Source organism: Sphingobacterium sp. ML3W (assembly GCF_000747525.1).
In the GTDB taxonomy this organism is placed as follows: domain Bacteria; phylum Bacteroidota; class Bacteroidia; order Sphingobacteriales; family Sphingobacteriaceae; genus Sphingobacterium.
This window is the reverse complement of record NZ_CP009278.1, coordinates 396,828-409,732: the sequence shown is the minus strand read 5'-3', so window position 1 is coordinate 409,732 and position 12,905 is coordinate 396,828. Positions and strand designations below refer to the sequence as shown.

10 protein-coding genes are annotated in these 12,905 nt (G+C 36.6%); 3 read left to right on the top strand and 7 right to left on the bottom strand.

The genetic code is table 11. The features are described from left to right. Positions 1-36: 36 nt before the first annotated feature. Complete coding sequence (locus tag KO02_RS01850; protein ID WP_051959729.1) at positions 37-1,668, bottom strand: hypothetical protein; 1,632 nt, start codon at positions 1,666-1,668, stop codon at positions 37-39. A 366-nt stretch (positions 1,669-2,034) separates the two neighbouring features. Between KO02_RS01850 and KO02_RS01845 the strand changes: the two genes are divergently transcribed. Both KO02_RS01845 and mfd read left to right on the top strand, forming a co-directional pair. Then, positions 2,035-2,616, top strand: coding sequence for a hypothetical protein (locus KO02_RS01845; protein ID WP_038695337.1), 582 nt, complete (start codon positions 2,035-2,037; stop codon positions 2,614-2,616). A 203-nt stretch (positions 2,617-2,819) separates the two neighbouring features. Further along, the gene (mfd, locus tag KO02_RS01840; RefSeq protein WP_038695335.1) at positions 2,820-6,155 is read left to right on the top strand and encodes a transcription-repair coupling factor; all 3,336 of its coding nucleotides are present in this window, start codon (positions 2,820-2,822) and stop codon (positions 6,153-6,155) included. Positions 6,156-6,230: 75 nt separating this feature from the next. Here the strand turns inward: mfd and galK are convergent, their stop codons facing one another. The 5 genes from galK to KO02_RS01815 form a co-directional block, all read right to left on the bottom strand. After that, positions 6,231-7,382 (bottom strand): galactokinase, encoded by a 1,152-nt coding sequence (gene galK, locus KO02_RS01835; RefSeq protein ID WP_038695333.1) that lies wholly within the window; start codon positions 7,380-7,382, stop codon positions 6,231-6,233. A gap of 3 nt (positions 7,383-7,385) precedes the next feature. After that, the gene (locus KO02_RS01830) at positions 7,386-8,435 is read right to left on the bottom strand and encodes a UDP-glucose--hexose-1-phosphate uridylyltransferase (protein ID WP_081918285.1); all 1,050 of its coding nucleotides are present in this window, start codon (positions 8,433-8,435) and stop codon (positions 7,386-7,388) included. A gap of 156 nt (positions 8,436-8,591) precedes the next feature. Then, positions 8,592-9,866, bottom strand: coding sequence for a metallophosphoesterase (locus KO02_RS01825; protein WP_038695331.1), 1,275 nt, complete (start codon positions 9,864-9,866; stop codon positions 8,592-8,594). An 18-nt stretch (positions 9,867-9,884) separates the two neighbouring features. After that, entirely contained in the window at positions 9,885-10,913 is a 1,029-nt protein-coding gene (gene hemH / locus KO02_RS01820; RefSeq protein WP_038695329.1) for a ferrochelatase, read from the bottom strand. A gap of 82 nt (positions 10,914-10,995) precedes the next feature. Further along, positions 10,996-11,844, bottom strand: coding sequence for a 4-hydroxy-3-methylbut-2-enyl diphosphate reductase (locus KO02_RS01815; RefSeq protein WP_038695327.1), 849 nt, complete (start codon positions 11,842-11,844; stop codon positions 10,996-10,998). 148 nt (positions 11,845-11,992) lie between these two features. On the opposite strand from KO02_RS01815, the gene KO02_RS01810 reads away from it, so the two are divergent. Continuing rightward, entirely contained in the window at positions 11,993-12,412 is a 420-nt protein-coding gene (locus KO02_RS01810; protein ID WP_038695325.1) for a nucleoside-diphosphate kinase, read from the top strand. 58 nt (positions 12,413-12,470) lie between these two features. Here the strand turns inward: KO02_RS01810 and ybeY are convergent, their stop codons facing one another. Next, positions 12,471-12,905, bottom strand: a complete 435-nt coding sequence (ybeY, locus tag KO02_RS01805; protein ID WP_038695324.1) for an rRNA maturation RNase YbeY — start codon at positions 12,903-12,905, stop codon at positions 12,471-12,473.

Genomic DNA, 12,905 nt, shown 5'->3' with positions numbered 1-12,905 from the left:
GTTAGCCTATTTTACATTATCCCACAATCCTATCGACTAAAAGTTTGGTCTAATATCAGAAGATAGAACCAAATAACGTTCTTCTCCTATTTTCTTTCTCAGCCGCTGTTTTGCTTTTTTCACAGCATCTTCAGTAATCCCCAAAATATTGGATATCTCGGTGTTTTTCAAACCCAATTTACCTAAGAAAATGAACCTCAGATTTGACTCTGTCAACTCAGGAAATTTCCGAAGCAAATCATTATAGAAGAGTGGATACTCCTTTAAAAATGCTTCTTTAAACAAAATCCATTTATCCTCCGTCATCAAATGCGATTCCAATAGCGCTTGTAGCTGCCCCCTCTCGTTCTCAATAGACGAAAAAGAAGTTTGCTCCACCTTTACAATTTCTGCCTTTAAGTTGGCAATATATTCGTTCTTTTCTTTCAAATAGATCGTAAAAGAACTGAGATTATTATTTGCTTCCATTAGTTTTTGGTCAGACAAATACTTTTCCATCTGTAGACTCAAAACACGCCTTTCATAGAGCACAGTTCGCACTTTCAGTTTTCGCTTAAATAAGACAAAAAGACTAATCGACAGCGCCAATAACAATACAACAACGATACTATAGGCTCTCTTCTTAAACAACTCTTTGTCCAAACGTTCATTTCCTAGTTCTATTTTATGGATATAACTTTCCTGTTCCGCCAACCACTTCAATTTTTGAAGCTTCTCATCGCTATTCCACAGCTGCAGGCTATCATTAAGCTGTATTAATCTTCTTCTAGCCAACAACTCGTTCTTTTCATCATGACGTCTTACTGCGAGCTCCAATCTAATTTCCGTGATTTCTTTCTCCGATTTCTTTAGATAGACTTTACTAGAAGCATAAATAGCCGCACGATTGATTGCATTTTCAGCTTCCGTCAATTTCCCTTGATCTAAATAAACGTGGGCCAATAAAGTATAGGCATACATGGTATTTTGTTCACTACCGTGCTGCTCTGAATAAACAATATCTTCTAACAAAAGTGCTGCTGCCATTTCCAAATCACCTCTTCCTCTATAGATGAGAGCCTGATTGCCGAGCGCTTTACCCAGTCTAATATTATCCCCGTTTAACTTTGACAATGCCTCAGTCTCTTTAAAAAACCGAAAAGCAGTTGTTGTATCAGCCATATTCAAGTAAGTGACACCTAATGCATCAAGGATACTGCCCATCACCTCTGATTTTGGATTAGCATATTGACGAGCAAGATTCAAATACTCTAAACTTGCACTATTATCACCCAGAGTTCCAAAAAAATACCCCATATTACGTAAAGAGATATCTGGATTTGGTAATTTATTTAATGACACTACAGGTAAAATATTTCTAATTTCCAAAAACACTTGAAAAGCCTCTGTAAGCACACGAAAGTTATATAGGTAAAAACCATAGTTGGCTTTAGTCCAAAATTCCAGCTCTTTATCCCGATTACGTTTTGCCTTTTCAATTGCAGATAAATACAAACCTGTACTTCTATCATTGATAGCATCATAAGCCTCTGCCATCCCATTTGCCAGCATATTATCGTAAGCGATTAATAGCGAAGCATCATTGTATACTTTGGCAAAGGTGATAATAGGTTTTAAGTAATTTTTCAAAGCAAGAGTATCTTTCCCAAACTCCTTCTCTTGTTTCATTAAATATTCAATCCTACTCTTGCTAGAAAATAAATCTTCCAATCTGATTGATTCAGCAAAGGCAGTGTTAAAAAAAACTAACGTAAAGAAGAATAAACTAAGAAATTTCAAATCAATAGGTTCTTATTAAAATTTGTGGGTATTTATCTACAAATATAAATAATTTTAGATGTAGTTTAGATAGAAGCTTCATTAAAAAAATGTAACTAAAAATAGCTGATTTTATAAAAATCATAAAAGAAGTGAACTTTCCATATATTGAAGATAAACGTACAGAAAAGTTTTTCTATCATCTTGAATATATACGAAAAATTCCAAATTCCCACTAAATTTTTTAAACTGTAAATTTTCTCCTATCTTTAAATCATGTCAATCCATCAAGATCCAGAATTAAAAAAAGCAGTGCTAAACCTTCCTGTAAAAGAAAAAGATAAGTTATTGCTAAGATTGATTAGTAAAGATAAAATGTTAATCAAGCAACTTCATTTTCAACTGTTAGAAGATGAATCTGACTTAGAGCAACGTATCGAAAACTTAAGGAACCAGCTTAAACAACTTTTTGACTTAGGAGAATCGCAAGTATTCAACTCCCCAAGCTTGAGTAATTTTGTGGGATTAAATAAATTGGTGAAGCAAGCAAGTGGCATGATCAATGAGCATGAGAAAGTCACCAAAGATAAAGTTAGTGAAGTAGAATTTCGGATTTATGTCCTAGAAAGAGCTATTATCAATTACCCAGCTCTTTTAAGTTCATCCTATCAATCAGCAGCTCATAAACTTCAAAAATACATCGCAGGAAGAATAAAACATGCCGTGGGAAAATATGCAAAGATTCACGAAGACCATCAGTTTGATTTTAGAGAGAATTTCCAAAACATTCTAGATACAGCCAATAAGAGCGCATTGAAGGATTATATACAGGTCTTACAAATCAATACGGACTTATGATGCTTTGTTACGAATCCGCTCAAGATTAAGGAAATTAAATAACGATACATACCAATACTCGAATACGTAGTTACACCAGTTGAGATGAGTTAAAATCGACAAGATTCATCTCATTTATTTATCAAAGTACCAGATAGGTAAAGCTAATTTTGTAACAACCCATCATTTTCATTAAATTCGCAGTATTCCAAATTAGTGAACGCGTGGGAATTAAAGAAATTATAGAAAAATACGGTCAAAGTGAGTTAACACAAACTTTGACAAAAGCGATACAAGCTAAAAATCCAAAGGTCCAATTAAAAGGTCTTATCGGTTCATCTGATGCCGTCATTGCTGTAGCGAGTTATACCTTACAAGAACGACCTTATCTCTTTATCCTACCAACACATGAAGATGCATCCTATTTCCTAAGTGATCTCGAAAGCCTCCTTGATAAACAAGTTTTATTTTTCCCGACCTCCTACCGTAAGCCTTTTGATTTTACCCAGCTGGATGCAACCCACGTTTTACAACGTGCAGAAACGTTAAACGTGTTAAACCACGCATCCGAGTTGCCAAAAATGGTCGTTACATATCCGGAAGCGATTGCGGAAAAAGTCATTAATAGAAGTGATCTCGAAAAAAACACCTTAGAGATAACGGAAAACACAAAATTAAGTATAGACTTTATCAATGAGTTTTTATTTGAATACGAATTCGACCGCGTAGATTTTGTTTACGAACCAGGGCAATATGCCATCAGAGGTGGAATTGTAGATATATTCTCCTTCTCTAATGACCTACCATATCGGATAGAATTTTTTGGTGACGACATTGAAAGTATTCGAACATTTGAAATTGAATCTCAATTATCTGTATCAAAAATCCATAAAGTAACAATTGTTCCCAACGTACAAGCTAAATTTTTAACCGCACAAAACATCTCCCTATTGGAGTATATTGACAGGGATGCTGTTGTTTGGATAAAGGATGTACAGTTTACATTGGATACCATAAAAGATGGAAATAGAAAAGCAACAGAATTTTGGAATGCTTTAACAGAAAAAGAAAAGAAAGACAATTCAGAGTGGATAAATCCTGCATATGGATTTTCTGATGAAAAGAATTTCAATGCTTTACTTTTTGATTTTCCAATTATCGAATTCGGGAAACAATTCTTTTATAAGCCCGATACCACAATCAAATTTGATATCCATCCACAACCTTCATTCAATAAAGATTTTAACCTGTTAATCCATAATTTCAAAGAGAATGAGAAAAATAAAATTGAAAATTTAATCTTTTCAGATTCTCCCAAACAGATTGAAAGAATATACAAAATCTTAGAAGACCTCGACAAAACAGTCACTTTTATCCCGATACACAAAGGGTTCAGGGAAGGTTTTCGCGACGATGACGTCAAATTAGCATGCTATACGGATCATCAAATTTTTGATCGATACTATAAATACAAAAGAAAAAAAGGCTATGAAAAAAGCCAAGCGATTACTTTAAAAGACCTACGCGATCTCAAACCTGGTGACTACATCACCCATATCGATCATGGTGTAGGAAAATATGCGGGACTTGAAAAAATAGAAGTCAACGGAAAATCTCAGGAAATGATTCGATTGAGTTATGCCGACAACGACCTCCTTTATGTCAACATCAACTCGCTAAATCGAATATCTAAATACTCCGGTAAAGAAGGATCTATCCCAAAAATGAACAAATTGGGTACCGATGTTTGGGACAAGCTGAAGAAAACAACAAAAAAGAAAGTTAAAGATATTGCCCGAGATTTGATCATGCTCTATGCCAAACGTAAAGCACAGACGGGTACAGCTTTTAGTCCAGATAGCTATCTTCAAAATGAATTGGAGGCATCCTTTATGTATGAAGATACTCCAGATCAGGAAAAAGCTACAGCAGATGTTAAACGCGATATGGAATCGCCACACCCAATGGATCGGTTGATCTGTGGTGATGTCGGATTTGGAAAAACAGAAATTGCTATTCGCGCAGCATTTAAAGCTGTCGCAGACAGTAAACAAGTAGCCATTTTAGTCCCCACAACCATTCTTGCACATCAACATTTTAGAACTTTTAACGAACGTCTTAAAGATTTACCCTGTACCATTGATTACATCAATAGGTTTAAAACAGCAAAACAAATTAAAGAAACACTAGCCAAATTGGCCGAAGGTAAAATCGATATTATCATTGGTACGCATCGTTTGGTCAGTAAGGATGTTAAATTCAAAGATCTGGGATTAATGATCATTGATGAAGAACAAAAATTTGGTGTCTCTGTCAAAGAAAAATTAAAATTATTACGTGCCAATGTCGATTCACTGACATTGACCGCTACACCAATTCCCAGAACCTTACATTTCTCGCTCATGGGAGCAAGAGATTTAAGTCTCATAAACACGCCGCCACCCAATCGTCAACCCGTACAAACAGAATTACATGTATTCAATGAAACATTGATACAAGAGGCGGTGTCATTTGAACTGGAACGTGCAGGTCAAGTATTCTTTATCCATAATCGTGTTGCCGATTTAAAACAATTAGGCGCTATGATTCAGAAACTAGTCCCTAACGCACGAGTAGGTATCGCTCACGGTCAATTAGAAGGTGATGATCTGGAAGATGTCATGCTTAAATTTATCAATCATGATTTTGATGTATTGGTTGCCACAACCATCATTGAAGCTGGTCTAGATATTCCCAATGCCAACACCATCATCATCAATCATGCACATATGTTCGGTCTGAGCGATCTTCACCAAATGCGTGGACGTGTGGGACGTTCCAATAAAAAATCGTTCTGTTATCTGTTAAGCCCTCCCCTATCCACACTTACTTCTGAAGCCTATAAACGACTTTCTGCAATAGAGGAGTTTTCAGAATTGGGAGCAGGATTTAACGTCGCTATGCGCGATCTAGATATTCGCGGTTCTGGTAACTTATTAGGCGGTGAGCAATCTGGATTTATTGCTGAAATTGGTTTTGAAATGTATCATAAGATTCTTGATGAAGCTATCCAAGAGTTAAAAGAAGATGAGTTCTCAGAAGTTTTTGCCGATGACAAAGACCACAAGTACGTTTCATTTACACAGATCGACACCGATATGGAAGTATTGATCCCAGATGAATATGTAACCAATATCAGTGAACGTTATAATTTATACACAGAAATATCGAAACTTGAGAATGAAGAACAACTGACTGATTTTGCAGTATCATTAGAAGACCGATTCGGCCCTGTACCACATGAAGTCTTTGAATTATTTAATACATTACGCTTACAATGGTTCGGAAAGCAGATTGGATTTGAGAAAATATCCTACAAGAAGAACACCTTAAAAGGTTATTTTGTCAACAATCCAAAATCATCTTACTTTGAGTCAGATCAATTTGGAAAGGTGCTGTCATTTGTCCAACAACACCCAGAAATTAGCAATCTGAAAGAAATTAAAAAACAGTTAAGATTAGCTTTAAGCAATGTCAATAGTATTGGCTATGCCTTAAAGCTTTTAAAAGAAATGGTTTAAAATAAAGGTTATCATATTTATTTTACTAAAAAGGGTTTCTATCTTGTGATAGAAACCCTTTTTAGTAAATCAATGCTATAAAACCGATGTACCATCATCCGTTTTCACTTGAATTACGGTCAATTCTTTTCCAAAGTGCGCTAAGTATTGGGGAGATACTTGAGCGATGAATTCAGATACAAAATCGTCTTTTACAAGATTGATCGTGCAACCTCCAAAACCACCTCCCATTTGTCGTGCGCCCAATACCTGTGGGAATTGTTTAGTAAAGTCCACCAAATAATCGGACTCCTCACAGCTTACTTCATATTCTTTACTCAAGCCATGGTGTGAAGCGAACAGATTTTGACCTAATGCAACCAGATTACCAGCCTTCAAATGTTCGCATGCTTCATGAACACGCTCGCTTTCTTCTACGACAAAACGCGTTTTTGTGTATACTTCAGCATCCTTATCCTTCACCATTTCGTCCAACATAGCAACCGAAACATCGCGCATATTGACAACTGTAGGGTATTTCTCCTTTATCCACGCTATTGCTTTTTTACATTGTTCCACACGTTTATTGTAAGCTGTGTCACCTAAAGCATGCTTCACATTTGTATTCAACAAAATAATGGTATAACCATCCAATACCAATGGAACGTATTCATATTCCAATGAACGACAATCTAATTTTAGCACATGATCCTTTTTACCAAAAGTCGAGGCAAATTGGTCCATAATACCACATTTAACACCGGCATACGTATGCTCTGCCAATTGTCCAATTTTAGGAATCTCCAAGCGCTCTATATGTAATTCAAATAGTTCACTTAACGCCAATGTCGTAGCACATTCAACTGCTGCAGAAGACGACAATCCTGCTCCCAAAGGGACATCACCATCGATATAAAGGTTAAATCCACCAATTTCAAAGCCTCTTTTTTGAATTTGATCAACAACTCCTAAAATATAATTTGGCCAATGTAGATCCGTAGGAGCAATATGATCCAATTCAACCTCATATGCTCCTTTATAATCTTCAGCATATAAAGAAATTAAATTATCTGCCCTCTTAGAAACCGCGATATAGACCGCTTTATCGATTGCTGCAGGAAGCACAAAGCCATCATTATAATCCGTATGCTCGCCAATGATATTGATCCGCCCAGGAGAGCGTACAACAATAGGGTCTGCTTGAAAAATAGATTTAAATTTACTTTGTATTAATTCTTTTGTGATCATATTTTAAACGTTTTTATAATGAGTGGTAGCGCACTTTCTTAATTGTTGAGCCGCAAATTCAGGTGTAATATCACGTTGCGGATTTGCAAGCATTTCGTAACCTACCATAAATTTTTTAACGGTTGCAGAACGTAATAATGGTGGATAAAAATGCATATGCCAGTGCCATTCTGGGAAATCTCCACTATTCACTGGTGCCTGATGCATACCTGCGGAATAGGGAAATGATGTATTAAAAAGGTTATCATAGCGTGTCGTCAGCAATTTCAAAATTGCAGCCAAATCCTCCTTTTCCTCCTCTGTAAAAGCTAATATATTCTGAATAGGTCTTTTGCTCACAATCATTGTCTCGTATGGCCAAGAAGCCCAATAAGGCACTAATACCACAAACGAGTTGTTCTCGTCGATAATTCGCTCCTGCTTTTTCAATTCTGCATTTACATAAGCGCCAAGCATAGTTCTCCCATGCTTATCAAAATATTGTTTCTGATTTTTAGACTCTTTTTGAAGCTCTACGGGTACATGATTCTGCGACCATATTTGACCATGGGGATGGGGGTTGCTACATCCCATTATGGCACCTTTATTTTCAAATATTTGAATATACTTTATCCATTCATGCTTTGCCAAGTCTGCAAATTCTGCTTGCCATACATCTACAACAGCTTTAATAGCTGGAACAGTCATTTCTGGAAGCGTCAGATCATGTCGCGGAGAAAATGCAATAACTTTACAAATACCTTTCTCCGATTCCGCGATGAACAGCTCTTCTTCGTTGATATCTGCCGATGGTGTATCCTTCAAAAGTGCAGAGAAGTCGTTTACAAAAACGAAACTTTCTGAGTAATTTGGATTGACATCACCATCCGCACGCTTATTTGTTGGACACAGGTAGCACTTCTCATCGTATGCTGGTCTTTGTTCTTGATTTACATCTTCTACTTGTCCCTGCCAAGGTCTTTTACTTCTATGTGGAGAAACCAGAACACGTTCTCCTGTAAGAATATTCAACCGAGTATGGGGATCCGAATTAATTTCGAATGATTGTTGCATGATAATATTATTATTTCACAATTTTAGTCCCTAAAGATAGTAATTAGACCGTTAAAGAAAATGGCAATAAAAAAAATAAGCACTCGATTGAGTGCTTATTTTTTTTATTGCCAATATGACCACTTTTCCTAGTAGGTAGGATAGATAATTTTTTTATTATACACGCGCTTTTGGGTCATTCCCTTTTATAAGTTCAAAAATAGTAATCTCAGGTAATATTCCCACACGTCCGGGATAGCCTAGAAAACCATAGCCAACATTTACATAGAGTTGTTTATTCTCCTTTTCTTTATATAAGCCAGCCCACTCTTTGTATACATATTTAGCCGGACTCCATTGTACATTTTTCAGACGAACACCGAATTGCATACCATGTGTATGTCCTGCAAACATCACATCAACATCTGTATCCAATACCTGAGCACGCCAATGTGAAGGATCATGAGAAAGGAGCAATTTAACAGACTGCTCTTCTGTACCTAATAATGCCTTTTGTAGATCGCCATGTTTAGGAAAGCGACCTGTGCCCCAGTTTTGAACCCCAATTATAGCCAATTCTTCATTATCAACCTTTAAAATGCGATTTTCATCGTTCAGTAAATCCCAGCCCATAACTTTATGCGTCTCGATCAAATCCTGAAGATTTTTTCTTTTGGCAGCTGAATCTTCTTTTCCAAAATAGTAATCACCGTAATCATGATTTCCTAAACTCGAGAAAACACCTAAGTCAGCTTTCAGCCTAGAGAAGATATCTTGATAATCACGCATTTCTGACGCGACATTATTGACCAAATCTCCAGTGAAAAAAATTGCATCGGGCTTTTCATTCAATAATAAATCGACACCACCATTAACTGCTTTTCTATTGTAAAATGACCCCGAATGGACATCGGAAATTTGCCCGATTGTCATACCATGAAAAGCTGCGGGTAAGTTCGGCAAATATAACTTTTGACGGCGTATCCGATAGTCATAAGCGCCAGAAATAATTCCCCAGCTTAGAGGTACCAGTGGCGATGCACCAACCAAAATCCCTGCTTTCGTTAAAAAATCCGATCGTGTGATTCCTTTGACAGGCTCTTCAGCTATTGGCATTTCCAATACATTGACCGCTTGTTTCACTGTTTTTTTTGGTGTTACCAATCTTGATAGCCATAGTCCCCCTCTTCTCAAATCATCCAGGATAAGGACGAAGAAAAAGAAAAACTTAGAGGCTGCAGTGAGAAAAAATGCAACTAAAAAAACAGAACGAACTATAAGTGGGATATTGAATTTAAAAGATATGAGAACCCCTAGAGAAAGTAAAATTGAATAACCCCACCAAAGAATTCCAAAAGTTTTAGTCTTTGCAAACTTGATCTTCGTTGCCTTTAATGCAAAAAAGATATAAAAATCTAATATCAGAAGTATAATTACATTTACTATTAACATCGTTGTTTTAAATTAGTACTAAGCATCTAAAGCCAATCGCTTTAAAGCCTCAATCCACTTAGGGTCACCGTTTAGGCTTTCAACAAGTTGAACCTCCTCGCCTCCTAAATGCTTAAACTCATTAGCATATTCCACGCCAATTTCATCAATTGTTTCAATACAATCCGCAACAAATGCTGGGCTAAATACTAGAAGTTTCTTCTTTCCACTTTTAGCCAAAGTCTCCAATAAACTAGATGTATAAGGCTGAATCCAAGGTTCTTTACCTAATCTTGACTGAAAACAGATACTATACTGATCTTTTTGCAATCCTAAATCCTCCGCGATAGCGCGCGTCGTTGCATGACATTGTGACAAATAACAGAAAGAATTGACGTTAATTTTACATGAATCACATCCATCCTCCGGACATTTTAACTGCTTTGTCGGGTCAACTTTCCCCAATTGGCGGACAGGAAGTCCGTGGTAGCTGAAGACGATATGATCAAAACTAGCAATATCATGTTGTCTTGCGTGATCGGCATATGTTTCAATCATCAAAGGTTCTTGGCAATAACTGCTTACGAAACTCATGCTTGGCAGATAGTTCCATTTACGGATCAACTCCATCACACGATCGATAACCGAGCCACTAGTGGCGGAAGCGTATTGTGGGAATAAAGGTATAACACGAATCGAATCTAGCATCATACCCTCCAAATTTTTCAACGCATTTTCAATGGAAGGGTTTTGATAACGCATAGCCAGTTCAACATGATAATCTTCACCCAATGATTCTTGCAAAAGATCACGTTGCATTAGGCTATAATACATCAATGGAGAACCAGTCTCTTTATCCCAAATTGTTTCATAAATCTTAGCTGATTTTGGAGCACGGGTTGGAGCGATAATCCCTTTAACTAAAAGAGTTCTATTGATATATGGAATATCAATTACTCTTCCATCCATTAAAAATTCTGTCAAATATTTTCGAACATCTGATGTAGCAGGACTATCTGGAGTCCCCAGCTGAACTAATAAAATTCCTTTGGTAGCTTTCTTACTCATTTAACACAAAACTACGGAAATTACACGGTAGATAGTGGCTATCTACGACAAAATGAAATATTTATGACGCGAAATTTTGGATCTACAGGGCTTCTAGAAAGGTTTTAACTTCTTTCATAAGCCACATCGGAGTTGATGTTGCCCCACATATACCCACGCTATCGTGTTCGTTAAAGCCTGCAATATTAATCTCGCTAATTTCTGAAACGAAATAAGTGTTGGGGTTTTCTTTAAGACATACTTCAAAAAGTACCTTACCGTTAGAAGATTTCTTTCCAGAAACAAAAACAATCTTATCGTACTTTTTAGCAAAGTGTACTAAATCTTCATAACGGTTTGAAACCTGGCGGCAGATGGTATCATTGGCCTTGACTTCATATCCTCTTTTAATCAACTCCTCTTTAATTTCATAAAACCGATCAACGCTCTTCGTCGTTTGGCTATAAAGGGTAAAGGAAGCTGGTAAATCAGCATCATCCAATTCTGCAATATCTTGGAACACCAATGCCTCATTATTCGTTTGTCCCTGAAGACCAACAACCTCGGCATGGCCATGCTTACCAAAAATTAATATCTTTTCCTCTTGATCAAAGGAGGTTTTAATTCGATTTTGCAACTTGAGTACAACAGGACAAGAGGCGTCAATCAGCGTAATGTTATTTTCTAATGCAATCCTGTAAGTTTCGGGGGCTTCGCCGTGGGCACGGATGAGCACTTTCTCATGCTGCAAAGTTGGCAACACATCATGAGCGATAATACGTAGGCCCTTCGCTTTAAGGCGGGCTACCTCCTCATCATTATGTACAATATCACCTAGACAGTACAAATAACCATCTTCTTCCAAGATTTCTTCGGCCATATCTATCGCATAGACTACACCAAAACAAAACCCTGAATCTTTATCAATATCAACTGTTAGATTTAATGCCATAATAATACAAAGTTAATCATTTCTAGATACTCTAGAAAAATACTTTTTTCAAAGAAAATGTGACAAGAGGTGATGAATAGAAGAATATAACGCGCTTATCTTTCAGTTATTGGCAGAAATCATTACTTTTGCAAAAAAAATAACATTAATGGCAACTAACAGAACTTTTACGATGATCAAACCAGATGCAGTTGCAAATGGTCACATCGGCGCAATTTTGAATGATATTATTGCTGGCGGTTTCAAAATCGTAGCAATGAAATATATTCAATTGTCTACTGAAACAGCTGGTGCATTTTATGCAGTACACAAAGAGCGTCCTTTCTATGGAGAATTAGTAAACTTTATGACTTCAGGTCCTATCGTTGCTGTAATCTTAGAAAAAGACAATGCTGTTGAAGATTTCCGTACATTGATCGGTGCTACTAACCCAGCTGATGCTGCTGAAGGTACTATCCGTAACAAATATGCAAAATCTATCGATGCGAATGCAGTTCATGGATCTGATTCTGATGAAAATGCACAAATCGAAGGATCTTTCTTCTTCTCACAATTCGAGAGATTTTAGTCTTAATCAAAATCATAAGAAAGGCGTTCAGCATACAAGTTGAACGCCTTTTTCATTTCTAAAAATCTCGTTTACCAAGATATTCATTCTCTTTAGCGGTCATCAACGCTTTATCTTCTGGTTTTTTATCGTAATATCCACATAAATGCAATACACCATGCATGATAACGCGATGTAATTCTTCTCTGCTATCGACCTTAAATTTATCCGCATTTTCAGAAATACGCTCAACACTGATGAAGATATCTCCCGCGATTACATCTTCATCTTCCGAAGAATCGAAAGTAACCACATCAGTATACGTATCGTGGTTCAAATATTGTTTGTTGATTTCCAACAAGTACACATCTGAACATAAAATGAAACTTAACTCTCCTACACGTTTAAATCCTTCAGATTTAATCGTTTTCATAATCCATTCTCTAATCTTTGCCTTTTCCTTTAATTTGAAATCAACATCTTCAGTAAAGAATAGGATATCTTTTAATGCCAT

Excerpts from the sequence above, each read along its gene's own strand:
- KO02_RS01850 (WP_051959729.1), bottom strand. The coding sequence starts at position 1,668 with ATGAAACAAGAGAAGGAGTTTGGGAAAGATACTCTTGCTTTGAAAAAT.
- KO02_RS01845 (WP_038695337.1), top strand. The coding sequence starts at position 2,035 with ATGTCAATCCATCAAGATCCAGAATTAAAAAAAGCAGTGCTAAACCTT.
- galK (WP_038695333.1), bottom strand. The coding sequence starts at position 7,382 with ATGATCACAAAAGAATTAATACAAAGTAAATTTAAATCTATTTTTCAA.
- KO02_RS01830 (WP_081918285.1), bottom strand. The coding sequence starts at position 8,435 with ATGCAACAATCATTCGAAATTAATTCGGATCCCCATACTCGGTTGAAT.
- KO02_RS01825 (WP_038695331.1), bottom strand. The coding sequence starts at position 9,866 with ATGTTAATAGTAAATGTAATTATACTTCTGATATTAGATTTTTATATC.
- hemH (WP_038695329.1), bottom strand. The coding sequence starts at position 10,913 with ATGAGTAAGAAAGCTACCAAAGGAATTTTATTAGTTCAGCTGGGGACT.
- KO02_RS01815 (WP_038695327.1), bottom strand. The coding sequence starts at position 11,844 with ATGGCATTAAATCTAACAGTTGATATTGATAAAGATTCAGGGTTTTGT.
- KO02_RS01810 (WP_038695325.1), top strand. The coding sequence starts at position 11,993 with ATGGCAACTAACAGAACTTTTACGATGATCAAACCAGATGCAGTTGCA.
- ybeY (WP_038695324.1), bottom strand. The coding sequence starts at position 12,905 with ATGGCATTAAAAGATATCCTATTCTTTACTGAAGATGTTGATTTCAAA.